Annotated in this window: 25 protein-coding genes; 14 read left to right on the top strand and 11 right to left on the bottom strand. The window is 49.0% G+C overall.

Annotated elements, in window-relative coordinates:
• The first annotated feature begins 12 nt into the window (after positions 1–12).
• Positions 13–450: a DUF4399 domain-containing protein gene (locus tag VBY75_RS06900; protein ID WP_416511717.1), complete on the top strand. Its 438-nt coding sequence runs from the start codon at positions 13–15 to the stop codon at positions 448–450.
• Here the strand turns inward: VBY75_RS06900 and dinB are convergent.
• A complete protein-coding gene (dinB, locus tag VBY75_RS06905) occupies positions 447–1,517 on the bottom strand; it encodes a DNA polymerase IV (protein ID WP_199494493.1) in 1,071 nt (356 codons plus the stop codon). The genes VBY75_RS06900 and dinB overlap by 4 nt on opposite strands.
• Before the next feature lie 84 nt (positions 1,518–1,601).
• Between dinB and VBY75_RS06910 the strand changes: the two genes are divergently transcribed.
• The gene (locus VBY75_RS06910) at positions 1,602–2,027 is read left to right on the top strand and encodes a c-type cytochrome (RefSeq protein ID WP_244994802.1); all 426 of its coding nucleotides are present in this window, start codon (positions 1,602–1,604) and stop codon (positions 2,025–2,027) included.
• Between the two features lie 225 nt (positions 2,028–2,252).
• A complete protein-coding gene (locus VBY75_RS06915; RefSeq protein ID WP_416511721.1) occupies positions 2,253–4,853 on the top strand; it encodes a diguanylate cyclase domain-containing protein in 2,601 nt (866 codons plus the stop codon).
• Positions 4,854–4,862: 9 nt separating this feature from the next.
• Here VBY75_RS06915 and rep read toward each other — a convergent pair whose 3' ends face one another.
• Entirely contained in the window at positions 4,863–6,869 is a 2,007-nt protein-coding gene (gene rep / locus VBY75_RS06920) for a DNA helicase Rep (protein ID WP_278355817.1), read from the bottom strand.
• Positions 6,870–6,979: 110 nt separating this feature from the next.
• Here rep and VBY75_RS06925 point away from each other — a divergent pair, with 110 nt between their 5' ends.
• Entirely contained in the window at positions 6,980–7,225 is a 246-nt protein-coding gene (locus VBY75_RS06925) for an accessory factor UbiK family protein (RefSeq protein ID WP_011233471.1), read from the top strand.
• Positions 7,226–7,234: 9 nt separating this feature from the next.
• Complete coding sequence (locus VBY75_RS06930; protein WP_199494490.1) at positions 7,235–7,975, top strand: ferredoxin--NADP reductase; 741 nt, start codon at positions 7,235–7,237, stop codon at positions 7,973–7,975.
• A 5-nt stretch (positions 7,976–7,980) separates the two neighbouring features.
• Here the strand turns inward: VBY75_RS06930 and VBY75_RS06935 are convergent, their stop codons facing one another.
• The 5 genes from VBY75_RS06935 to VBY75_RS06955 form a co-directional block, all read right to left on the bottom strand.
• The gene (locus VBY75_RS06935) at positions 7,981–8,259 is read right to left on the bottom strand and encodes a type II toxin-antitoxin system RelE/ParE family toxin (RefSeq protein WP_199494489.1); all 279 of its coding nucleotides are present in this window, start codon (positions 8,257–8,259) and stop codon (positions 7,981–7,983) included.
• 9 nt (positions 8,260–8,268) lie between these two features.
• On the bottom strand, positions 8,269–8,541 hold the full coding sequence (locus tag VBY75_RS06940) for a type II toxin-antitoxin system RelB/DinJ family antitoxin (RefSeq protein ID WP_199494488.1): 273 nt from the start codon (positions 8,539–8,541) through the stop codon (positions 8,269–8,271).
• 110 nt (positions 8,542–8,651) lie between these two features.
• Positions 8,652–9,383 (bottom strand): DsbA family protein, encoded by a 732-nt coding sequence (locus VBY75_RS06945; RefSeq protein WP_054488584.1) that lies wholly within the window; start codon positions 9,381–9,383, stop codon positions 8,652–8,654.
• A gap of 14 nt (positions 9,384–9,397) precedes the next feature.
• Positions 9,398–9,922 (bottom strand): protein disulfide oxidoreductase, encoded by a 525-nt coding sequence (locus tag VBY75_RS06950; protein ID WP_416511725.1) that lies wholly within the window; start codon positions 9,920–9,922, stop codon positions 9,398–9,400.
• A complete protein-coding gene (locus VBY75_RS06955; RefSeq protein ID WP_416511727.1) occupies positions 9,912–11,996 on the bottom strand; it encodes a protein-disulfide reductase DsbD family protein in 2,085 nt (694 codons plus the stop codon). Before VBY75_RS06955 ends, VBY75_RS06950 begins: the two co-directional genes overlap by 11 nt.
• Positions 11,997–12,606: 610 nt before the next feature.
• Between VBY75_RS06955 and VBY75_RS06960 the strand changes: the two genes are divergently transcribed.
• Positions 12,607–14,154, top strand: a complete 1,548-nt coding sequence (locus tag VBY75_RS06960) for a YifB family Mg chelatase-like AAA ATPase (protein WP_271332135.1) — start codon at positions 12,607–12,609, stop codon at positions 14,152–14,154.
• Between the two features lie 14 nt (positions 14,155–14,168).
• Here the strand turns inward: VBY75_RS06960 and ltaE are convergent, their stop codons facing one another.
• Complete coding sequence (ltaE, locus tag VBY75_RS06965) at positions 14,169–15,191, bottom strand: low-specificity L-threonine aldolase (protein WP_416511730.1); 1,023 nt, start codon at positions 15,189–15,191, stop codon at positions 14,169–14,171.
• A 128-nt stretch (positions 15,192–15,319) separates the two neighbouring features.
• On the opposite strand from ltaE, the gene VBY75_RS06970 reads away from it, so the two are divergent.
• The 4 genes from VBY75_RS06970 to VBY75_RS06985 all read left to right on the top strand — a co-directional run bounded on the left by VBY75_RS06970 (position 15,320) and on the right by VBY75_RS06985 (position 18,382).
• Positions 15,320–16,285: a PLP-dependent cysteine synthase family protein gene (locus VBY75_RS06970; RefSeq protein ID WP_416511731.1), complete on the top strand. Its 966-nt coding sequence runs from the start codon at positions 15,320–15,322 to the stop codon at positions 16,283–16,285.
• Positions 16,286–16,314: 29 nt separating this feature from the next.
• Positions 16,315–17,487 carry a cystathionine gamma-synthase gene (locus tag VBY75_RS06975; RefSeq protein ID WP_416511733.1) on the top strand — a complete coding sequence of 391 codons (1,173 nt, stop codon included), beginning with the start codon at positions 16,315–16,317 and terminating at the stop codon, positions 17,485–17,487.
• Positions 17,488–17,686: 199 nt separating this feature from the next.
• Positions 17,687–17,917: a hypothetical protein gene (locus tag VBY75_RS06980; RefSeq protein ID WP_054490906.1), complete on the top strand. Its 231-nt coding sequence runs from the start codon at positions 17,687–17,689 to the stop codon at positions 17,915–17,917.
• Positions 17,918–17,950: 33 nt separating this feature from the next.
• On the top strand, positions 17,951–18,382 hold the full coding sequence (locus VBY75_RS06985) for a VOC family protein (protein ID WP_199494480.1): 432 nt from the start codon (positions 17,951–17,953) through the stop codon (positions 18,380–18,382).
• A gap of 18 nt (positions 18,383–18,400) precedes the next feature.
• On the opposite strand, the gene VBY75_RS06990 is transcribed toward VBY75_RS06985, so the two are convergent.
• Positions 18,401–19,360, bottom strand: a complete 960-nt coding sequence (locus tag VBY75_RS06990; protein ID WP_416511736.1) for a threonine ammonia-lyase — start codon at positions 19,358–19,360, stop codon at positions 18,401–18,403.
• A gap of 62 nt (positions 19,361–19,422) precedes the next feature.
• Between VBY75_RS06990 and VBY75_RS06995 the strand changes: the two genes are divergently transcribed.
• Positions 19,423–20,031, top strand: a complete 609-nt coding sequence (locus tag VBY75_RS06995) for a YjaG family protein (RefSeq protein WP_199494478.1) — start codon at positions 19,423–19,425, stop codon at positions 20,029–20,031.
• On the opposite strand, the gene VBY75_RS07000 is transcribed toward VBY75_RS06995, so the two are convergent.
• Both VBY75_RS07000 and rsmD read right to left on the bottom strand, forming a co-directional pair.
• Positions 19,979–20,281, bottom strand: a complete 303-nt coding sequence (locus VBY75_RS07000) for a DUF1145 domain-containing protein (RefSeq protein ID WP_416511738.1) — start codon at positions 20,279–20,281, stop codon at positions 19,979–19,981. The genes VBY75_RS06995 and VBY75_RS07000 overlap by 53 nt on opposite strands.
• A complete protein-coding gene (gene rsmD, locus VBY75_RS07005) occupies positions 20,278–20,859 on the bottom strand; it encodes a 16S rRNA (guanine(966)-N(2))-methyltransferase RsmD (RefSeq protein WP_224797720.1) in 582 nt (193 codons plus the stop codon). The genes VBY75_RS07000 and rsmD overlap by 4 nt, the downstream gene beginning before the upstream one ends.
• 103 nt (positions 20,860–20,962) lie before the next feature.
• Here rsmD and ftsY point away from each other — a divergent pair, with 103 nt between their 5' ends.
• The 3 genes from ftsY to ftsX are packed head-to-tail and all read left to right on the top strand — an operon-like array spanning position 20,963 to position 23,978.
• Positions 20,963–22,312, top strand: coding sequence for a signal recognition particle-docking protein FtsY (gene ftsY, locus VBY75_RS07010; protein WP_416511740.1), 1,350 nt, complete (start codon positions 20,963–20,965; stop codon positions 22,310–22,312).
• A gap of 2 nt (positions 22,313–22,314) precedes the next feature.
• On the top strand, positions 22,315–22,992 hold the full coding sequence (gene ftsE, locus VBY75_RS07015) for a cell division ATP-binding protein FtsE (protein WP_054490892.1): 678 nt from the start codon (positions 22,315–22,317) through the stop codon (positions 22,990–22,992).
• Positions 22,989–23,978 carry a permease-like cell division protein FtsX gene (gene ftsX / locus VBY75_RS07020; protein ID WP_199494474.1) on the top strand — a complete coding sequence of 330 codons (990 nt, stop codon included), beginning with the start codon at positions 22,989–22,991 and terminating at the stop codon, positions 23,976–23,978. Before ftsE ends, ftsX begins: the two co-directional genes overlap by 4 nt.
• The last annotated feature ends 6 nt before the right edge of the window (positions 23,979–23,984 follow it).

The following is a 23,984-nucleotide window of genomic DNA, read 5'->3' on the forward strand; positions in this document are numbered from 1 at the left end:
CTGGAGAAACTTATGAATAAAGCATGGATGATTGGCGCTTTAGCCATGTTAGGCGGCCCGGCACTTGCAACTGCACAGGCAGCAGAAGCAGAACGTACGGAAGCATCACAAGAAGCCCAGGCTTACATTATCTCTCCGCAAAACGGTGAGACCGTGGGCAAAACCTTTAAAGTGAAGTTTGGTTTAAGCGGTATGGGTGTGGCACCAGCGGGTGTTGACGTAAAGCATACCGGGCATCACCACTTGCTAATAGATAAAGATGAATTGCCGGCTATGGATAAGCCGATGGGCGGCGATGTTATTCACTTTGGTGGCGGTCAGACGGAAACCACGGTGACTTTAGAGCCGGGTGAACATACGTTGCAGCTCATTTTAGGTGATAAAAACCACGTGCCGCATAACCCTGCTGTTGTTTCAGAAAAAATCACCGTTATCGTCAAAGACGATTAATCCAGCTCAAGTTCGAGTTGTAATTGCTCGTTGGGGTCAGGCAATGTTGCGCTGATCCCCAACAGCCTCACACCTTTCCCTTTACCGCGCTGCCAGGCTTCATCTAAGAGCTGATAAAACAAGCTGGGCGAAATAAACTGAGAACTGCGCGAGACCGTTGTTTGAGTAAAGTCCGAGAACTTCAGTTTAAGGGTTTGACTGCGAATAGGTTGTTCCCGCCAATGTGATATCTTCATCCGTTGCCGCAGCTTAGGTAATAAGTTGTCCTGAACATAAGCCTGTGCCGTCGACTCCAGCCGCATGTCTGTCGTTAAGGTTTGCTCAACGCCCACGCTTTTTCGAATGCGCTCAGTCACCACTTCCCGGCGGTCACGACCATGACAACGCTCAAATAAAACATACCCGGCCTTTTCCCCAAGAATAGCCTGCAGTTGTTGTAGCTCAATTTGTTGTATGTCTTGACCTGTGGTCAGGCCATGATTTGTCAGTACCTGCTGGCTTTTCGGGCCTACACCGGGGATCTGTTTGAGGTTTAAGGCAGCAATGTAATCCAGTACCTCGGAAGGATGAACAACAAATTGGCCGTCGGGCTTACGCTCTTCGCTGGCTATTTTCGCAACCATTTTCTGATTGGAAATGCCGGCAGAACCTGTTATTCCAAGCGTTTTTATCCGCTCGCGAACATGGTTCATAGCCAGGGTTGCGCTGCCTTTAAAGCCCTCAAGGTGGGTTAAGTCTAAATAAAACTCATCGATAGAAGCGGGTTCAATGCGTGGCGTCAGTTCCTGCAGAACATCCAGGACCTTGTTGGAGAGTTCCCGGTAATAATTGCCATCGGGCCGTATAAAAGTTAATTGTGGGCATAGGCGCCGAGCATGACTGCCCGGCATGGCACTTTTTACGCCGTACTGACGAGCGAGGTAATTCGCAGTTGCCACCACGCCTCGCTCACCGCCGCCGCCAACAGCAAACGGACGTGTTTTCAGGCTGGGATCACGCAATTCTTCGGCCGAAGCAAAGAAAGCATCCAGATCCAGCAAAGCTATTTTGCGAGCAATTTCAGCCAAGTGTTTATCCTTTGCGCATTTGTGGTTATAATCGCATCCACTAACTGGGCGTGCAAGAACACCAGCCATTTGTAGGAGAAACCAGTGAAAGTTATGAATTCATTTTTCGTTAAGAGCGTTTTGGGCACTATTTCCATGCTGTTTGCGCTAAGCATCAGTGCGTCTTCGGTGCAGGATGACATGTCACGCGAAGCAATAGCAGAGCGTATTAAGCCGGCAGGTAAGCACTATGTGGCTGGTGAAAGCAGCGCAGCTGAAGAAAGCAGCGGTCCACGTTCAGGCCAGCAAGTTTACGATAAATTTTGTACAGCCTGTCACACTAGCGGTGTTATGGGTGCGCCTAAAATTAACGAAGCCTCTGACTGGAAAGAGCGGTTAGACCAAGGTATGGAAACCGTATTAAAGCACGCCGTTGAAGGCTACAACGCTATGCCCCCTATGGGAACTTGTAGCGACTGTTCTGAAGACGAAATTCAGGCCGCTATCGACTATATGATTGAAGACATCTAAAACACATGAGTTTTAAGATGTTCTGAAAAGGCTGCCAACTTGGCAGCCTTTTTTCGTGTCAATTGACGTTAACTGCTCTCTGGAACTCCCTCGCTCCAATTATTTCTTTACAAATCTTTTCTATTTTTTGACAGAGGTCTATACTGTACGACTGTTATTAAATACAACAAGTGTTAAAAAAGTGTGTTTGCGGCAAGGAGTGTCAGTGTTTAAAGGTGAACCTGAATGACAGACCGTAAGGTAAGCAAGGAGCAGCTTCAGGGGTTACAAACTGAAAATGAACGCTTGCGAAAGGTCATTACCCGTTTAAAGGGGTTGACCCAAAAATACCGATCGGCTGAGGTCGTACAAAAGGCGCTGTTTCGAATTTCGGAACTGGCGGCTTCCGCACGCCAAATGGACAACTTTTACCAGTCACTGCATGAAATCATCGGCGAACTGATGTATGCCCGCAATTTCTACATCTGTCTTTATGAACCTCAGGAAGAGCTTGTCGATTTTGTCTACTTTGTTGATGAAATTGATCAGGACACCTTGTTCGAACGCATTCCAATTGAGCAACTCAGTAAAGGTTTAACTGGCTACGTTTTAAGAAAGGGCCAGTCGCTTTTATGCCCACCTGAAGTCTACCAACGACTTATTGATAACAATGAAATTGAAGGTTTGGGAGCCGAACACCAGGACTGGCTGGGTGTCCCTCTTAAACGTGGTGATATTACTATTGGCGTTATGGTTGTGCAGAGCTACAGTGCCGATGTCCGCTACGATACCTCTGACGAAGACCTGTTGACCTTTGTTTCGCAACACGTAGTGAATGCACTTGAACGCTTAAAACAACGCGATTTAATGCAAAGCGAAATAGAGCACCAGACTGCCGAACTTCGCCATGCCAATGAAAGCCTGATGAGCGAAATCACCATTCGGGAAAGGGCTGAGCAGCAGACTTCGGTGCTGTTCGCAATTTCAGAGTTGACCAATACCTCTGATGACATGAATGCGTTTTACCGACAATTGCACCGGCAAATTGGCAAACTCATTCATGCCGATAACTTTTATGTGGCGTTGCTGTCGGATGATAAAAAGTTTCTGCATTTTCCCTATCACGTAGACGAGACGGGCGCAAAAGCAGAACGTCGTCGCGTAGGTAAAGGTTTGACTGAGTACGTCATTAAAAAGCAGGAGCCGGCTTTTGTGAATGCGGCTGTCAGGCAGAAGTTACTGAAAAAGAATGAAATTGAATTAGGTTATGGCGGCATGAAGCTGGCGAAGCAATGGCTGGGCAGTCCGCTAATGATGAATGGTCAGGTGTTTGGTGTTATTGCGGTGCAGACTTATGACGGTGACTTCCTTTATCAAAATGATGATTTGGAGCTGCTGAACTTTGTTTCGCAGCATGTTGCCGTTGCTATCGACAGAAAACGTTCCGCTGAAGAAATTCAACGAGTGAACCAGTTTCTGGAGAAGAAGGTGGCAGAGCGCACCGAAGAGCTTGTATCAGAAATTGAGCGTCGAAAGAAAACAGAGTCCAACTTATTCCACGCTGCACATCACGATAACCTGACCGGGTTACCCAACCGGATTTTGTTTAATGAGCGCCTGCAGCAGGCTGTAGCGCATAAGCGCCGCCATCCTGAACATCATTTTGCGGTATTGTTTGTCGACCTTGACCGTTTTAAAAACATTAACGATACCCTTGGTCACTCTGCTGGTGACGAATTTTTGCTGGAAGTGAGTAAGCGTATTGGCGACTGTGTGCGTGACAACGACATGGTTGCGCGTTTGGGCGGTGATGAGTTCGTTATCTTACTGGATACCATTACCAGCATTGATGACGCGAAAGACGTTGCCAAGCGAATGATCCAACAAATGAGTGAGCCGTTTCAGCTGAATGGGCAGGAACATTACTCCGGTGCCAGTATTGGTATTGCCGAGTGTCTTGAAGAGACGGACTCGGCTGAACGTCTCCTGCGTGACGCAGACGCTGCTATGTATCAGGCTAAAGGCATGGGACGGGGCCGTTACGTATTATTCGACGACAGTATGCATGAAACGCTTGTCGACAGTGTACGCAAAGAAACGGCGTTGAGACACGCGAAAGTCGACAAGGACTTTGCTGTTAGCTATCAACCAATCGTTGATTTAAAAACAGGCGATGTCCAAGCGGTAGAAGCAAAGTTAGTGTGGGATGATCCCCGTTACAGTTTCGACAGCGAGGAGCTTCTACCTCTTGCTGAGCGGACGGGGCTTATTGTTAAGCTCGACAGGTTTGTTTTACGTACCGCCAGTCGCTGGCTGGTTGAAAATAAGGTCAGCAATGAAACGTCGTTACATCTTAATTTATCGGTTAGGCACCTGTTGAAAACCAGTCACCTGAATGAGCTGGTTAATATCGTTATGGACAGCGGCGCCAAGCCGGAAAATATTGCGCTAGAGTTTGATGAAACTGATCTGGTGAAAGATGGCCGGCGGGTGCTCGCGAGTCTCAGACGGCTGTCGGAATTTGGCTTTACACTGGTTATCGATAATTTTGGTAGTGGCTCCGGGCCGTTGCAGTTCTTGTATAACTTCCCGTTTACGGTATTAAAGCTGGATCATCATTATATTGCCCGGCTAAGCAGCAATAACCGTGCTCAGGCCATGCTTAAGCACATAGTTACGCTGTGTCATGAACTGAATATTGAAGTTTATGCAGACGGTCTGGAAACTGAAACACAAAAGGACGACGTTGAAAAGCAGGGCGTCACTATTGGTCAGGGGAGTTTTATTGACCAAAACTATGAAAGCCGTATCGTTAAAGACGACGACTCCAGTTTCGTGTGCGCGTGACTGCTGGCGCTACTTCAGCGCATTCTTCAACATCTCCAGCCCCTGACTTCTTTGTTCTTCCCGCTCTTCATCTGATTTCTGCTTGCGGTGTTCCCACTCTAAGTCATCCTGAGGGAGCTCTAGCAGGAAACGACTGGGCTGCGGCTCAAGCTTTTCCCCAAACTGGCGGCGCTCTTTCGCCATAGTGAAGACTAACTTATGCTGTGCCCGGGTTATGCCCACGTAAGCCAGCCGACGCTCTTCTTCAATATTGTTTTCATCAATACTGCTTTGGTGCGGCAGTAAGCCTTCTTCCATTCCCACCAAAAACACGTAAGGAAATTCCAGACCTTTGGACGCATGCAGAGTCATTAACTGCACCTGCTCAAACTGCTCGTCATCTTCGTTGCGGGACATCATATCGCGCAGGGATAAACGGCTGACGACCTGATCCAGTTCCATAGGCTCATGGTCGGCATCGCCTTTTAGCATATCGGACACCCAGCGATGCAGTTCGTACACATTCTTAATGCGCATTTCCGCAGCTTTTGCACTGGGGCTTTGTTCAAACAACCAGTCCTCGTAACCAATTTCGCTGAGCAACTGTCGCACCGCATCGCTGGCATCTTCCTGATGATTAGCCTGACGAGCGAGGGTATCTATCATATTACGGAATACGTCCACATGCTGAAAAACACCGGTGCTGAGCTGCGTTTTTAAGTGGGGTGACTGGCAGGCTTCAAATAAGCTGCAGCCTAACTCCTGCGACAAACGACCAATGCGCTCCACGGTTTGCGGACCAATGCCACGGCGCGGCGTGTTAATAATACGCAGAAAGGCGGTGTCGTCGGTTGGGTTCACCAATAACCGCAGGTAAGCCATAATGTCTTTGACTTCCGCACGGGCAAAAAATGACTGACCACCGGTAATTTTGTACGGAATACGGTTGTTCATTAGAGCTTTTTCAAACAAGCGCGACTGATGGTTACCCCGGTATAAAATGGCAAAATGATGATACGGCGTTTTACGCAGGAACCGCTGCTTCACAATTTCAGCTATGACCCTTTCGGCTTCATGTTCTTCATTTCGGCCAAAGATAACACTCAGCGGTTCACCGTATTCCATCTCAGAAAACAGCTTCTTCTCAAAGACGTGTGGGTTATTTTCAATGAGAATGTTCGCCGCTTTCAGAATACGGCCGTGCGAACGGTAATTCTGCTCCAGTTTTACTACTTCCAGACTAGGAAAGTCCTGCTTTAACAGTGCGAGGTTCTTCGGTTGCGCACCGCGCCAGGAGTAAATGGACTGGTCATCGTCGCCCACCACGGTAAAACGGGCACGCTCGCCCACCAGTAATTTAACCAACTGGTACTGACTGGTGTTGGTGTCCTGATACTCGTCCACCAATAGGTATTGAAACTTCTTTTGCCAGCGAGCGCGGGCGTTTTCATTGGTTGCCAGCAGTAAGGTTGGCAGACGAATCAGGTCGTCAAAGTCAACCGCATTGCAGGCACTCAGGTTATTTTGGTACTGCTGATAAACCTGCGCGAAAGCATTTTCCTGATCGTTTCCGGCTTTTTCTAAGGCTTGCTCAGGGGAAAGCATGGCGTTCTTCCAGTGGCCTATCTGGTGCTGACAGGCTTGAATCAGCGCTTTATCGCCCTCAAATACATCTTCAGTAAGAGCGTTTAGCAGGGCGTAGGTGTCCTGGTCGTCAAACAATGAAAAACCGGGCTTAAACCCCAGAGTGCTGAGTTCGCGCCGGATAATATTCAGCCCCAGAGTATGAAAGGTACACACGGTTAAACCGCGCAGCTGCGCTTTCGGCAAGGTTTGCGCAATACGCTCTTTCATCTCTTTGGCGGCTTTGTTGGTGAAAGTGACCGCGCCAATTTGGCGTGCCGTGTAAATTTGCTGACGAATAAGGTAGGCAATTTTCTCGGTAATAACCCGCGTTTTACCGCTACCGGCACCGGCCAGCACCAATAAAGGACCCTGAATATAATGTACAGCCTGGTTCTGGCGATCGTTCAGCATGGGCGCCGCGGAGTTCCTGATTCGTGAAAAAGCCGATAAGAAGCTCGGATTTTACCTGAATCTCCTGCTAAGCTAAATGAATAAGCAACGATTTACACAAAGAGAGACTTATGGACAACAAAACAATAGAGAATATTGCTCGCCAAATTAACGACAGCATGCCAGCCGGCGTAAAAGAGCTGGCGGGCAATATGGAGCAGCGTGTTAAACAAACACTGCAGTCACAGCTGTCTAAACTCGATTTAGTGACCCGTGAAGAGCTGGATGTACAGCAGCAAATGTTACTGCGCCTGCGTGAGCGCGTTGAGCTGTTAGAAAAAGAACTGGAAGCGACCAAGAACCAAAACAAGGACTAAGTCAGCCGTATGATCCAATGGATTAGTGGAAAAGTTGTCGAGAATTACCGTTGGAGTTCTGGCGTTTTCAGTTTGAGAGTTGTGGCCGAGCCGTTTGACTTTAAGGCAGGGCAGTTTGTCCGTTTAGGCCTGAATGTAGGTGGTGAGCAGCTATTGCGTGCCTACTCGCTGGCCAGTGCGCCGGGCGAAGCCATACTGGATTTTGTCATAGCCGAAGTGGAAGACGGCGAGGTCAGCACCAAGCTAGCTCAGTTGCAGCCGGGCGACAGTGTGGACATTACCCAGCCCGCCGGTGGCTTTTTCACACTGGACGAAGTACCGGACGGCGACAGCTTGTGGATGCTCTCAACCGGTACCGGCATTGGTCCGTTTATTTCTATGCTGAGAACCGAAAAGCCATGGGAACGATTCAAACGCATTAACCTGGTACACGGTGTTCGTGTGGCAGAAGACCTGGTTTATCAGGGGCAAATAGAGCAGTGGCAACAAGAATACCCCGGGCAGCTGGGTTATCAGCCGGTGATTACCCGTGAAAACATTCCCGGAGCTCTATCTGCACGGATTCCAGAACTGATTAGCTCGGGTCAATTAAGTGATGCACTCGACACACCGTTGGATACCCGCGCGCAGGTGATGCTTTGCGGTAACCCTGACATGATAAAAGAGTCACGTGCCGCGCTGGCGGAACTGGGGCTTGCTAAGAACACCCGCCGCAAGCCCGGTAATGTGACTTCGGAAAACTATTGGTAAGACGCCTACGTAAATGGAAACTGCTGCTTCTCATGCAGCACGCGCAAAACTCGTATGTTGGTTCCGTCGATATAGTAAGGGACAAGCATTGAAATATCGGGGAGGATTAAAAGCCTTCCCTTTATATTCTCGCGTTTAACGCCAATATAGGGCTGCTCAAGCAATGTTTCGACTTTGCTTTGTATCAGTGAATCGGTTTGTTCTGCCACTATAGGGTTAAAATTGTAAAGAAACTCGAAAATCCTTTCTCTGTCTTTCAGGGCATCCTCTTCCCAATAAATCATTTGCACGCCTTATTTTCGAAATTGAGCTTTAAATTTTTCCATGCGGCTTTTTGCCTGTTCGTTATCCATGAACTCAGACTGGCCAGATTCCAATTTCTGGAATGCCTGATTCACTTGTTCTGTAAGCCAGCTGTTCTGCGATAGCTGTTTTCGACGCTCCGATGCTAGCTGCTCGGCAAGTTGCCGACACGCGTCACTCAAAGTCCGACCTTCACTCTCAGCCTGCTGCTGCGCTAAGTGCTTTGTTTGTTCATCGATACGAAACTGAATTCTTGTTTCCATGATGGTTCTCTTTTAAATGTGTGCTCACAAATGTTAGTACGAGCCGAAGCCTTTATCAAGTAATCCTTTAAAGAAGGGAGCTTGTAGCAAGCTCCCTATCTATTTCTCAGTTAATCTAGTTCAAACTGCTCGGTAGCTATGGTTTCCAGCTTGTCATAAGGAATATAACCAGGCGTTACCTGCTGACCAATGATGATGGTCGGTGTGCCGCGAAAGCCTAGTTCGCGAAATGCTGACATATTTTTGCGAATAACCGCTTCGCTTTCGCTGGACGGTGACAAAAAGGCCTCGGTACCCGTGACTTGCGCAACGCTTTGCAGTGAGTCAGCGGTATGCATGCCCGACTTTTTCATCATTAGGTTATGAGATTCAAAGAACGCCTTAGGGTCATTGCGCCACAGGTTCAGTCCATAAAGTGCGGAATTGGTTTTGAGCCCATCAACCTGCTGTTGGCGTAAAGGCACGAAAATGTTCACGACCTGAATAGACGGGTATTCCTCAATCAGTTTATGAAGGCCAGGCTCTAACTTCTTGCAAAACGGGCAGTTGTAGTCGGTAAATACAACGATTTTATGCGGCGCATCTTTGTCACCTAAAATTGGATGTGCCGCCGACTGATACAGCCACCCCTGATGGTTAGCGAAGGCGTTTTTTTGCTCACTTTGCTGTTCTAAAAAGCGTTGCAAGCCTCGGTGAATGTTTGAAATTAGCTGCGGGTTTTCACGCAATAGCTGTTCGACTTTTTCCAAGTCTTCTTCTTGTTGCGGGTTTAAATCTTGCGCAAATACGTTGCTGCTAAAGATAAAAGCAACGATGAAAAACGTTTTATAGATAAAATTCATACTACTTTCCTACTTCAAAAAAACTGGTGAAACCAAAGGCGAATAAACAAACCCGGAGGCGTTGTGACCCCCGTTGTCGCTGAAACAATGTCACCGTTTTCAATAATGATGATGGTTGGCGTGGCAGATACCTGCCAGCCGTTTGATACGCGGTTGAGGTTGTCGTTAACAATAGGAAACTCATACCCTTTCGCCTGCGCGTAGCGCGTCAGTTTGTCGTTGTCGCCAGAGCGCAATGCCACGCTAATGGTCGGGTAGTGGCTACCAACGTAATCAACCGTAGGCGAGACCGCCGGGCAAACAGGACACCAGGTTGCCCAAAAATACAGTACAACGGGGCTGTCCTTGCTCATTTCGCGTAAGTTATATTGCTCGCCGTTTATGTCCGTTAGTGACGACAGCTCCGCTGGAACAGACTCCGGCACGTCACTATTACGAAAGGCATCGACTATGAAAGCGACGACCGAGAACAGCACAATATAAAGCGCTGCGGTTCGAAGCCGCTTTGCCCACGACGGTTTCGCTTTGTTATTGTTCACGAGCATCCTCCAGCGCGTCCATGACTTTATCTTTACTGAGCACTACGGGCAGGGTTATACCGTCCGGAGCGCCGGGTCCGTAGACTTTGTTAAAGGGCACACCAAAGGTATTGTTGGCCTTTAAGTATTGGGTAATGCTCTCGTTGGCTTTGGTCCAGTCGCCACGCAGGCGGGTGACGTGCTCCTTACCTAAGGCTGTAAATACCGGATCTTGCAGTAACACGCCCACTTTGTTGGCCTGGCAGGTGATACACCAGTCTGCGGTCACATCCACAAACACGGTTTGGTCATTGGCCACGGCTTCATCAATACGCTCTTGTGTTAACGGTTGCCACTGGTGGTCCTGCGGCAGTTTGTTGACCCAACGGTCTGCGGTAAGAATTAACGTCGTACCGACAACGGCAGCTAATACCAAAAAGCCACCAATGGATAAAAACAGCGCCTTACGGCCATGCACTTTACCAATAATCACCAATGTCAGAACCGATAAACCGACAGTTAGCGCCAGGAATAACTCGTTGCTGATAAAGTTTTTCAGCAAGGTTGTCAGCCAGACCGTGGTTGCCAGCATCATAATGGCGAAAACGGGTTTCACCCATTGCATCCAGCGACCGGGCTTGGGCAGTAACTTGGCGGTTTTCGGGAACACGGCTATGAGTAACCAGGGCAGCGCCATGCCAATGCCAAGAGCGGCAAAAATCAGCAGAATAACCGAGGATTCGGCGGCTAATGCAAAGGCTACCGCGGTACCTAAAAAGGGCGCTGTACAAGGTGTAGCCAATACCGTGGCCAGCATGCCTTGCAGGAAATTCCCTTTGTAGCTGTCATCGCCGGCGGTTACAGCACTGGTACTCAAAGAAGACGGCAATTTAAACTCAAAGGCGCCCATTAAGTTCAATGCGAATAGCCAGGTAATAGCTACTAATGCAGCAATGAAGTAAGGGTTTTGAAACTGAATTCCCCAGCCGACAGAACCGCCTGACCAGCGAAGAACCATCAGCCCCAGGGCAATGATCAGAAACGAGCTGATAATACCCAGTGATGACGCAAAAAACTGCTTACGCACTACCTTCGGCTGTTGTGCACCAGACAAAATAAGGCTTTGAACTTTCAGGCCTAATACCGGCAACACGCAGGGCATAATGTTCAAAATAAGCCCGCCAGCTAACGCCATCAATAAAATGGCCCACAGCGGAGGTGCGTTATTTGCAATAGTGCCTGCGGTTAGCTGAACGTTATATTCAGCGGCAAACTTTTCATCACTGACCGTAGTGATGAGTTCAGCGCCGCTAAGGTCCGGTAGTTCCAGCCAGTGGCTAACCTCAATATTCGCCGTGAGCGTATTTCCTTCCACCTGAATATTCGGTGATGAAAACTCTGCATCGGCCAGAGCTTCGTCGTTGCTGTGTATAAACAGTTGAGGTTCTTGCCAGCCGCTGTCACGCTCTATGGTCAGTTGAACACGCTGGTTGGCGTCGGACCAAATAGCCCGCTTCACGTTATTGCTGTCGTATTCCCTGGGTACTTTGCCCATGGCCTGATTAAAGGCAAAGGCACGATCACTGTCGACGGTCAGGGTGTCCAGGTCAACGTGCAAGTCAATTGGGTAGTCCGTTAACACACAAACGGTGGTACAGGACGACATAGTCAGCGTACCGCTAATGTGTGCCTGCCTGGCATCCGGGCTTAGCTGTATCATTAACGGAAAGGTCAACGACCCCTGATACCCCACGGTATCAATGCCCTGAATGCTGTAGCGCGAGGGCACCGGCCAGTGCCACTCGATATTTTTAATATTGGCTGACTTCGACCCGTCGAAAGTTGGCGGTATGCCGCCTTCCCCCGGCGAACGCCAGTAGGTTTTCCAGCCCTCATCCAGCTCAACATGCAGCAGAGCGGGTAGTAGGTTGCGCTCTGCCTCATAGTGACCAGTCAGTTCCAGCTTTACCGACACCGGCGGGTGGTCTTCATGACTGAGCCAGCCAGTAGACGGTGTTTCCGCTAAGCTTTGTGCACTATAAAGTAGCAGCGTAGCAATAAGCGATACGAGCCATAACGGTAAAATTTTATTCATACATTACTCCTGAAGTTAGTATTCCAACGATGAGAATCCGTTGGAAGCGCTACTCCAGAAAGCAACAAAATACGGCGTGGGGTCGCCTTTTACAGGAAAAAAGAAAAAGTGTTGGGGCTACGTGCTTTTGAGCTGTAGCTTTCAACGCCAAAGTTAAAAGAATAAAGAAAGACAGCGCCGCGTAGGTTATGTCGGACTGAAATTGTTGTAATAAATGCGCCGTTTTGTCGCAGTCGGCTTTGGCGCTTTCGTGTTTTGCTCCCAGGTCCGCATGGCTTCCTGCGAGCTGCTCAGCCGCTGGCGCGCCCTGATGCTTAGGACAGCCTTCCAGCCATCCAAAGTTTTGCCCCCAACACAGCATAAAAACCAGTAATAGCAATGGTGCTATATACCGACCTTTTCGACACTGTTGGTTCAGTTGGTGGAACATGCTTTTTACTGACCTTTGGTTATTCGGTTTTTTCTTAATTAGGGCAAGATGATGACAGAAGTGGGTATAAAAGCAAGTGAGAGAAGGAATGATATCGGTCATTGCTTGAAGTGTTTAGCTTACAGACAAGGACTTACCCGCTGCTTATAGTTAGGTCGTTGTTCAGTCATGGAGAGACAGATGGCGTTAGCGCGAGTGTACACCCGGGCACTGATAGGTATTCATGCGCCGGAAATTCGGGTTGAAGTGGATCTGGCGAGGGGAATGCCTGGATTCACTATGGTCGGCATGCCTGCAACCACGGTTAAGGAGGCTCGCGACCGGGTCAAAACCGCCTTAATGAACGCAGGGTTTGAGTACCCTCCGGCCACACGTATTACGGTGAATTTGGCTCCGGCCGATATACCCAAAACCGGTGCCCGGTATGACTTGGCTATAGCCGTGGGTATATTGGCTGCGTCAGGACAAATACCGGATACTCTTCTGGAGCAGGCGGAGTTTTACGGGGAGTTAGCCTTGACGGGGGAACTGCGAGCTGTGAATGGACTCATTCCCGCACTGTTAGCTTGCCGTAAGAAAAAACGACAGGCCTTTGTGCCTATAGCTAACGAGCAGGAGGCGGGGTTAGTACGCGAACAAAAAAGCTGGTTAGCGGCGGACTTGGTCAGTGTGTATGAGCACCTACATGAGCATGAACCGCTCAGAGAATCCAAACCAATAGACTGGACTCAGCAGAGTGCGATTGATGAAGGTGACTTAGCTGACGTCGTGGGGCAGGAGCAGGCAAAACGAGCTTTGCTGTTGTCAGCGGCGGGTAAACATCACTTGTTGTTCGTCGGGCCACCGGGAACGGGCAAAACTATGTTGGCGCAGAGGCTTAATGGCATATTACCGCCACTGACCGAGCAGGAAGCTATGGAAATTGCAGCGGTTAAGTCAGTGTCTTTTGACTATCATCATGCGGAATCTTTGACCCGACGAGAGCTGCGGAGCCCACACCATACCTGCACTTCGGCGGCATTGGTCGGTGGGGGAACAGGTAATTCTGTTCGCCCCGGAGAGATATCATTAGCAAATAATGCTTTGCTTTTTCTTGATGAATTTTCTGAGTTCAGCCGGCATGTACTGGATTGCTTACGAGAGCCACTCGAAAGTGGTGAAATAACGATTAGTCGAGCGGGCTACAACGTCAAATTCCCGGCTAATTTTCAGCTGGTCTGCGCTTTGAACCCATCGCCCTGTGGTCAGTTTGATGGCTCACTGGCTAATTGTCGTTCCACCCCGGACCAAATCTTAAAATACTTAAGCAAGCTGTCCGGACCGTTGCTTGATCGCATCGATATCCAGGTGATGGTGCCCCGAGAAACAGAGTCTATGAGTTTAAACGGCGCTACTAAGCAGAACAACCAACCCATGACCACATCACAAGCAAAAAACTTAGTCGAAAAAGCCCGGCTGCGCCAAATTAGGCGACAGGGCTGCCTGAACAGCGAGATAAAACCCAAAGCGTTGAAGCAAATATGTGAGCTGTCAGAGAAAACGGAAGCGTTTTTAGCAACAGCCTCAGAAAAAATGAAGTTGTCCCACCGGGCCTATCACCGAACCCTTCGTTTAGCCCGAACCATCGCTGACTTAGCCGACAGCGAAGTCATAGAACAGCAACATCTGGCCGAAGCCCTCAACTACCGAGCACTCGACCGGCTCATAGACCAAGTGCAGAGTTTGTAGCGCCGTAGGCAACCTCAGCGCCCGTCGTTCAGCCACCGCTTAAACAGTTCAATAAAGTGCTCCAGCTGTTCACGGCTAACATCCAAATGGCAGACAAGGCGCAGCTTCTGGCCGCCGGGCAGCTTTATATCATGTTGCGCCATAAGCGCGCGTAAGCCGTCTGCATTCAAAGACTCAGGTAAATCAACAAAGGTCATATTGGTGCAGGAATAGCGAACTTTAGCCTCGGTGTTTGCCAGCAACTCAGAAAGCTGCTCGAACAGCCACTCTGCATTGTCGTGGTCGTCCTGAATGCGCTCAAACTGATGCGTTAATGCGTAATCAATGGCTACGGCAACAAACCCTGCCTGGCGCATACCGCCACCGACCATTTTGCGCCAACGACGTGCGCGGGCAATCAGTTCTTTTGAACCGGCCAGCAACGAACCGATAGGTGCGCCTAACCCTTTTGAACAGCACAGAGACACGCTGTCGAACGGTGAAGCCAGTTCCGCCATACTGCGGCCGCTGGCAATGGCAGCATTTGGTAAACGCGCGCCGTCTAAATGCATCGACAAACCATTCTGGTCCGCCAGAATTCGGGCTTTATCAAAATAAGCCTGGTCAATCAGTTGCCCGCCGTGGGTATTTTCAAAAGCCAGCAACCGGGTAATAGGAAAGTGCGGATCGTTAGGTTTTATCCGTTGTTTAATGGTGTCGAGTGACAAGGTTCCGTCGGCTTCTACCTCAATGGTTTGTGGCACTATGCTGCCTAAAACTGCAGCACCGCCAGCTTCGTACCGGTAAGTGTGATATTCCTGACCCACAATGTACTCTTCGCCATTACGGCAGTGGCTCATTAACCCCAGTAAGTTACTTTGGGTACCTGAGCTGCACAGCAAAGCGTCTTCTTTACCCAGCAACTCTGCTACTCGCTTTTCCAGTGCGTTAATTGACGGGTCTTCACCATAAACATCATCACCGACTTTGGCATCGGCAATTGCGGCGCGCATTGCGGTGCTTGGAAGGGTTACGGTATCACTGCGTAAATCCAGCATAACAGCCTCATTTTGGGGTTAGTTATAACAACTATCATCCGGTTCTAAGCGCAAGGTTGTTTAGCGAGCTCAGTCAAGGGATAATGACCCGATATTGAACCAGACACTCGACAACAAAGCGAGCCCATATGAAAGTTTTTAATAATGTAATAGAAATGGTCGGTAACACGCCAATGGTGAAAGTCACCAATATGGATACCGGCCCGTGTGAGCTGTATTTGAAACTCGAGCTGCAGAATCCTGGCGGCTCCATTAAAGACCGTATTGCGGTAGAGATGGTTGAGCAAGCAGAAAAGCAAGGCAAGCTGAAGCCGGGCGACACCATTATTGAAGCAACGGCTGGTAATACGGGGTTGGGTCTGGCGTTAGTGGCGGCTGGCAAAGGCTATCCGTTGAAAATTGTTATGCCGGACAAAATGAGCCAGGAAAAAGTGAACAACCTGCGCGCTATGGGTGCTGAAGTGGTACAGACTCGCTCAGATGTGCAAAAAGGCCACCCTGAGTATTATCAGGACATGGCAGCACGTATGGCTGAAGAAAACGGTTACTACTATGTAAACCAATTTGAAAATCCGGCAAATGTCGATGCACATTACAAAACGACCGGTCCGGAAATCTGGAAACAAATGGACGGTAAACTGGATGCGTTTGTCTGTGGTGTTGGTTCAGGTGGTACCTTGACCGGTGTTGGTCGTTATTTACGCGAGCAAAACAGCGGAGTGGACCTGGTGCTTGCTGACCCGGCAGGATCAATTTTAGAGCCTTTGGTTAACCGTAACGAAGAAGTGGAAGCGGGTAGTTGGCTTGCCGAAGGTATTGGGGAAGACTTTATCCCAACTATTTGTGATCTGAACTTGGCTAATACGGCGTTTGCTATCTCTGATAAAGAAGGTATGCAAACCGCGCGTAAGGTACTGGAAAAAGAAGGTGTGATGGTCGGTTCATCCAGTGGCTATTTAATTGCCGCGGCGCTGCGCTATTGCCAACAACAAACCGAACCAAAGCGCGTTGTGACTTTAGCTTGTGATACAGGTAATCGTTATCTGTCCAAGCTGTTCAACGACGACTGGATGCGTTCTCAAAACTTGCTGTAACCCTTGTTGTAAATTAAGGAACCTGAATCATGGCAAATGAAAAAACAATGAAATTCGCGACGCGCGCCATTCATGGCGGGCAGTCTCCTGAGCCTGTAACAGGCGCGGTTATGCCGCCAATTTTCACCAGCTCAACCTACGCACAGGAAAGCCCGGGTCAGCACAAAGGTTTTGAATATTCACGCTCACATAATCCAACGCGTTTCGCCTGGGAGCGTTCTGTTGCTTCTTTAGAGGGCGGTAAGCAAGGTCTGGCTTTTGCGTCTGGTATGGCGGCAACCTCGACTATTCTTGAACTGCTGGACAGTGGCGATCACATCGTTGCTATGGACGACTTATACGGTGGCAGCTTCCGCTTATTCGATAAAGTACGCGGACGCTCTGCTGGCCTGAAGTTTTCTTATGTCGATTTAGCTGACTTAAGCGCAGTGGAAGCCAGCATTCAGGAAAACACCCGCATGATCTGGGTGGAAACGCCAAGCAACCCGATGCTGAAGTTGGTCGATATAGAAGCCATCGTTAAACTGGCGAAGAAAAAGAACCCGGACATTATTGTGGTGGTGGACAACACCTTCGCTACGCCATTTAACCAGCGTCCGCTGGAAATGGGCGCAGACATGGTTATGCATTCGGCCACCAAATACTTAAATGGTCATTCAGACATGGTTGGCGGTATTGCCGTTGTTGGCGACAATGACGACCTGGTTGAGCGCATGCTGTTCTTACAGAACTCTGCAGGTGCTATTGCCGGTCCGTTTGACTCTTACCTGGCGTTGCGAGGCGTGAAAACGCTGGCATTGCGTATGCGTCACCACAACGAAGCGGCAATGGAACTGGCCAAGTGGCTTGAGCAGCACCCTAAAGTGGAAAAAGTGATTTACCCGGGGCTTGAAAGCCACCCGCAGCACGAGTTGGCTAAAAAGCAGATGCAGGGCTTTGGCGGCATGATTTCTATTCTGCTGAAAGGCGATTTAGAAGCGGCGCGCAAATTCCTGGAGTCGGTAGAAGTGTTCGCCTTGGCGGAAAGCTTAGGTGGCGTTGAGTCGCTCATTGAGCATCCGGCTATTATGACGCACGCGTCAGTGCCAAAAGAAAACCGCGAGAAGTTAGGCATTCTGGATAACTTTGTTCGCGTATCGGTTGGTATTGAAGATCTTGATGATCTGAAAGCCGATTTAGACAAGGCGCTAAACGCATTTTAATCGCCACCAACGATTAAAAATATAACGCTTAATATAAAAAACCGGCCTTTTGGTCGGTTTTTTGTTTTTAAATTCAAAGATTTATACAAAGTTTTACACTTTCGTCATAATTCAGTAGTCTTTACCTATCAGTAAAAACTGATCGAAAACAAAAATAAAAACGCAAAAGCGTTGCATAAATAACGAGAAGGAAAGACTTATGCTATTGAGCCTCATGGTACTCCAAGGACTCGTAGCCGCTCTATTGTTTTACACTTTAGTGGGCCAGCATCAGAAAAAGCCACTGTGGAATTTGTTGGCGGTTTTAACCGCGGGTTTTATTCCTCCGGTAAACTGGGCGCTTTTAGTGTTCGCTATTGGTGTCAGAATGTGGCGCCGTTCGCCGCAAACCAGCTCACCACAAAACATTGCGGCAAAACTCAGTCATTAATTTAGTCATTAAGAGTGAAGGCAAATTAGCAGTATGTCAGATACAACCAATGTACGGCCCTTTCATTTAGCCATTCCTGTCAGCTCTCTCGATAATGCACGGTCGTTTTACGGTGATGTGCTAGGGCTGTCACAGGGACGCAGCAGTGACGAATGGATAGACTGGAACTTCTTTGGTCACCAGTTTGTGACTCATGTAGCGCCCGATGTTGCTGGTGTAAAAAATCACAGTGGCGTTGATGGTCACTCCGTTCCCGTTCCGCACTTTGGCGTCGTCTTATTGCGCGATGACTGGGAAGCACTGGCTGAACGTGTAAAAGCCGCGAATATTGAGTTTGTTATAGAGCCCTATATTCGGTTTAAAGGCAAACCGGGTGAGCAGGGCACCATGTTCTTCTACGATTATTGCGGTAACGCGCTGGAATTCAAAACCTTCAACGACGACAGTCAAATTTTCGCAACCTAAGTTGTGAAATAGCATCGACTATTGGCGCAGCTTTGTATCTTCCGGCTGTGCCGCAACGTTACCGCCACTCAGCACCAAGCCAACTCGTTTGCCTTCAAACAGCGCTTTATTTTGTATAACCGCAGCTAAGGCAATAGCAGAAGACGGTTCGACGATAATTTTCAGATGATGCCAAATCAGCTGCATGGCGCTTAGAGTGTCTTCATCCTTCAAGACTAATATATCGCTGATACGTTGCTGAATAATGGCAAAAGGCAATTCGCCAACTTGAGTCAGTAGGCCATCGCACAGGCTTTTCGCAGGTAATGCCGACTGCCGCTCTCCGGCTTTCAATGACAAGAAAGCGTCATTTGCTAATTCCGGCTCCGCTCCGAACACTTGTATTTCGGTACCGTCACAGGCAAGACAGGCGCCTGAAAGCAGACCTCCGCCGCCCAGTGGCGTTATTACCGCGTCCAGTGCGTCCGTTTGCTCCAGTAACTCAAGTGTTGCTGTGCCCTGACCAGCAATAATGTCGGCATGATCATAAGGCGGTATAAAGTGACTTTCGCCTTCTTTTTGCCACTTGGCAACAATAGCTTCACGCGCGGCCATACCCGGTTCAATATCAGTAATTTCAGCACCACCGGCTTCAATATTTTGCCGTTTTATTGTGGGAGCATTAGTGGGTACGCCGACTTTTACTTTTACACCCAAAGCTTTACCTGCATGAGCTAATGCCGCACCATGATTGCCCGAAGACACCGTAATAACCCCTTGCTGGCGCTGCTCCGGGCTAAGTTTAAGTAGCGCGTTAGTGGCACCACGGAACTTAAAAGCCCCGGTACGTTGTAAATTTTCACATTTGAAAAATAATTCGCAGCCTAATTGCTGATTTAAAGCAGGGTTAGTCAGTACAGGCGTCTTGACGGTGTAGCTATTGATTCTCTGACGGGCTTGCACAACATCGGCATGGCAGGGGAGCGATAACTTCGGCATAATACGGACCCTTAACGAATAAAACGACACAGTGATAAGCATACACTGTCTGGAGCCGGAACGTGAGTCAACTCGATACCTTTCAGCGCATACGCGAACTGCCGCGTGAACAGCAAATTGTTATGGCGTTATATTTGTGCGAACGCATGGTTCCTAATTACGACTTCTTTCATCAGTTAACCGGCTTTGGTGACAGCAAACCCTTGCATGGCACCTTAAATGCCTGCTGGGATTGGGTGGCCAACCCGAAGAAAACCAAAGTGAATTTTGCCCGCTGGCAGGAAAAAGTCGACGAGCAAACCCCGAGTGAATACGGACACGATATGTTGGGTGTCTACCCGGCAATGGATGCCTGCACAGCGTTGAGTACGTTGTTGCAAGGGCTGCTGGACGATAACGCGTCTAATTTTCTGGATGTGGCAAAAATATCGCAAGCCAGCGTGGCGAAGTTTATCGAACTCAATGACGCCGAAGAAGTGGGAACCGAGCAATTAAAAGAACACGTTCAGAACCATGAATTAATGGAATACGAAGTTGCTATTCAGCAGGCTATGCTCAACTTTCTTGAACAACAGCCTGCGGTAAACAAGGCTTTGGTAAGCCAGTTAAAAATGATGCTCAAGGACGAGGGGGTGTCGAACCTTGGTCTGGCTTTGGACGCTGAAGAATAGACAGCCAGGCGAAAATGCCAAAGGCCAGAATTTGCCAGCTGTCGCCTTTGCGCCAGGGAAAGACCTCTTTCATGGTGGCAACAAAAATACCAAGCAGCAGCAGGTGAGTAATAACCATAACGGCTAATAACAAGCTCAGCAAACCAATGGACTGGGTGCTGAGTTCGCCGTTTGCCCCTGCAAGCAGAGCAAAAAGACCCAGCCAAATAGCGGCAAAAACCACTTTGCCGGCAACAATAATAACTTTCATGCTATGTCCTTAGTCAGTAAGCGAAAGCAAACTTGCCCGTGAGTTTTCTCCTTGGTCACACGCCAGTTTGCGGGTAATTTCAATGGCCATTCCTTTTCTGTTTCCAGATACACCTGATTGTCGGCGGCCAGCCATTTACCTTCATCCAGCAGTTTCAGCGTTTTATCGGCCAGTCCTTCACGAAACGGCGGATCGATAAAAACGATGTCGTATGCTTCAGCGGATTGAGTTTGCAGCCAGTCGAGCGCGTTATGAGTAATAACATCAATGTTTTCGCTGCTTAACAAGGTGACATTATTCTGTAACTGCTGGCTGACGGACTTTACCGCTTCTATCAAAGTAACCTGAGCCGCTCCGCGCGATGCCGCTTCGAAACCTAAGCTGCCACTGCCGGCAAATAAGTCCAGCACCCGGGCGTCTGTAATGTCCCACTGTAGCCAGTTAAACAGAGTTTCGCGTACTCGGTCTGTGGTGGGTCGTAAACCGGGGCTGTCGGCAACAGGTAAACGCCTGCCGCGCCATTGTCCGCCAATAATCCGATAGTCGCCGCTGGCGCTTGTCTGGCGTTTTTGTCTCACTCTTTGGCTTCCTTCATTCAGACCGTCGTCAGTTTGTTAACAGCATGGTAAACTAAAGCCTATAGTTTAACGATTCCTGCGTGTCAGTTCCAAGGAAACCAATATGTCGATGTTTTCGCTGTTTAAGAAAAAGCGTAATGAAAAGGCACCTGAGGCCGAAGAGAAAAAAGAAGATGCGGTAGTAGAAGAACAGGAGCAGCCAGAGCCTGAATCAGAGTCTGAGCCTGAATCTAAGCCTCATGACGAGCCGGAACCAGAAAGAACCGAGACACGCGAAGAGTTGCCCAGCGCGGCGGAAGACTGCGCGCAAGTTACCGCTGAATCACACGCGTCGAAATACGCACCAGAAGCGAGGGAAGCCGCTCAGCCTGAGTCGGTTACCGAACCTGAGCCCGCAGTTGAACCAGAGCCAGAGTCAGAAACTAAACCAGAAGCTAAACCAGAAGCTAAACCTGAACATAAACCTGAACCAACCGAAGTCGCGCCGAAAGAGAAGGGTGAGAAGAAAGGTTTCTGGGCACGCCTGACTCAGGGTTTACGCAGAACTTCCGGGTCTATCGGTTCAGGTCTTATTGGCGTATTCCGCGGTAAGAAAATTGACGATGACCTGTTCGAAGAGCTCGAAACTCAGTTACTCATGGCGGACCTCGGCGTCGCGACCACCACCAAAATTATCGATAACCTGACTAAACAGGCCGACCGCAAACAACTAAAAGATGCGGAAGCTTTGTACGAGTTATTACAAGAGCAGTTAGCTGAAATTTTAAAGCCCGTCGATAAACGTCTGGAAATACCTGAGTCCGGCTCACCTTTTGTTATTTTAATGACCGGCGTCAATGGCGTGGGTAAAACCACCACTATTGGTAAGCTGGCTAAGCAATTTAAAGCTGAAGGTAAGTCGGTAATGCTGGCCGCCGGTGATACCTTCCGTGCGGCGGCGGTAGAACAGCTGCAGGTGTGGGGCGAGCGTAACGACATTCCGGTTATTGCTCAGCATACCGGTGCTGATAGTGCATCGGTTCTTTATGATGCGCTGCAGGCCGCCAAGGCACGCGATGTTGATGTGCTTATTGCGGATACAGCCGGGCGCCTGCAGAATAAAGCCAACTTAATGGAAGAGCTGAAAAAGCTGGTTCGGGTCATGAAAAAACTTGACCCGCAAGCGCCTCACGAAGTGATGCTGACGCTAGATGCCGGTACCGGTCAGAATGCTATTAGTCAGGCGAAGCTTTTTACCGAGGCCGTAGGCGTTTCGGGTATTGTGATGACCAAGCTCGACGGTACCGCAAAAGGTGGGGTGATTTTCGCGGTCGCAGATCAATTCGCCATTCCTATTCGCTATATTGGGGTGGGTGAAAGTTTAGAAGATTTACGGCCTTTTGTGGCAAAAGACTTTATCGCGGCGCTATTTGACCGTAACGTAGACGAATCAGAAGAAACAACAGCGAGTTAAAGATGATCCGCTTTGAGCAAGTCAGTAAAACCTACCGTGGAGGCCATCAGGCACTGAGCCATGTCGACTTTCACGTAGAACCGGGTGAGATGGCCTTTTTAACCGGTCATTCCGGAGCGGGTAAAAGTACGCTGCTCAAACTGATCAGTCTAATGGAAAGGCCAACCGCAGGCCGGGTACTGATTAACGGGCACGATTTGCGAAAGATTAAGCCTTCGCAAGTGCCTTATGTGCGTCGTGACATTGGTATGATTTTCCAGGATCACCGTTTGTTAATGGATAAAACGGTGTTCGATAACGTTGCGCTGCCACTTATTATCGAAGGCTACAGTGTTCAGGAAGCGCGCAAACGTGTTGTTGCCGCGCTGGAAAAAGTCGGTATAGCCGACAAGGTGAAGCATTATCCACAGATGTTGTCCGGCGGTGAGCAGCAACGAGTAGGTATTGCCCGCGCTATTGTCACCAAGCCACCCTTGCTATTGGCTGATGAGCCCACCGGTAACCTTGATCCTAAGCTGTCGATGGAGATTATCCGGCTGTTTGAAGAGTTCAATAAAGTGGGTGTTGCTGTGCTCATAGCGACCCACGACCTGGGCCTCATCGCACGTTTACGCTACCGTACTTTAACCTTAAAAGACGGGCGTATGATTAACGATGGCCTGGAGGACAGTGAACTATGAGTTTATTGTTCCGTAACCGCAGTATAGAAAAGGGCGCAAGTAGCCGCGGACGTTTGCCCTGGTGGCGACGTTTAATCATGGTGCCGGTGCATCATGCTCAACAAGCCATCGCCAGTTTAGGCGAGTTGTGGCGCAATCCGTTTGCTTCGTTTATGACCATGGCGGTGTTGGGGCTGAGCCTGACTTTGCCGTCATCACTGTATGTTTTAGTGAAAAACACCACCAGTATTGCTGACAACTGGCAGGAAGCCTCGGAAGTCACCCTGTTCTTAAAAAAGGATCTGCAGCAATCCGAGGTCGACACATTAAAAACGCAAACCGAACTCTCAGAAGGCGTTGAATCGGTTCGCTTAATTCCTAAAGAGCAGGGCTTGCAAGACTTTAAAGAGCAATCAGGCTTTGGTGAAACCCTGGATTACCTTTCGTCGAATCCGCTGCCGGATGTGCTGGTGGTTATTCCGGCTGAGTCACATCGCTCGCCGCAGCGGGCAAAGGAGCTGTTAAACCGGCTGGAAAAACAGCGAGAAGTGGCTTACGCGAAAATGGATCTGGAGTGGCTTAACAGGCTGGAGGGTATTCTCAATTTAATTGAAGATATTCTTGGAGCCCTGGCAGTGGTGCTTTGCCTGTCGGTTGTTCTTATTGTTGGTAACACCATTCGACTGAACATTTTGTCTAAGCGTGACGAAATTATGGTGATGAAGCTGGTGGGAGCTACTAACGCCTTTATTCAGCGCCCTTTTTTATACACGGGCGTTTGGTACGGAATTATCGGCGGGTTGGTGGCCTGGTTGGCAACCGCCTTATTGATCTGGTGGGTTGAAAGTGCCGTAGTAGATTTAACCGAACTTTACGAAACGCCGTTTCAATTAAACGGTCTGACGTTAGGCGAATTATTGATTATATGGTTGATTGCCGTTGGCCTGGGTTTAGCCGGTTCTTACTTGGCTGTAAGACGTCATATACAGAGTATTGAGCCTGAATAAAATAGG

The sequence above is a fragment of the Idiomarina sp. HB genome (assembly GCF_048059115.1).
Lineage (GTDB): Bacteria > Pseudomonadota > Gammaproteobacteria > Enterobacterales > Alteromonadaceae > Idiomarina > Idiomarina abyssalis.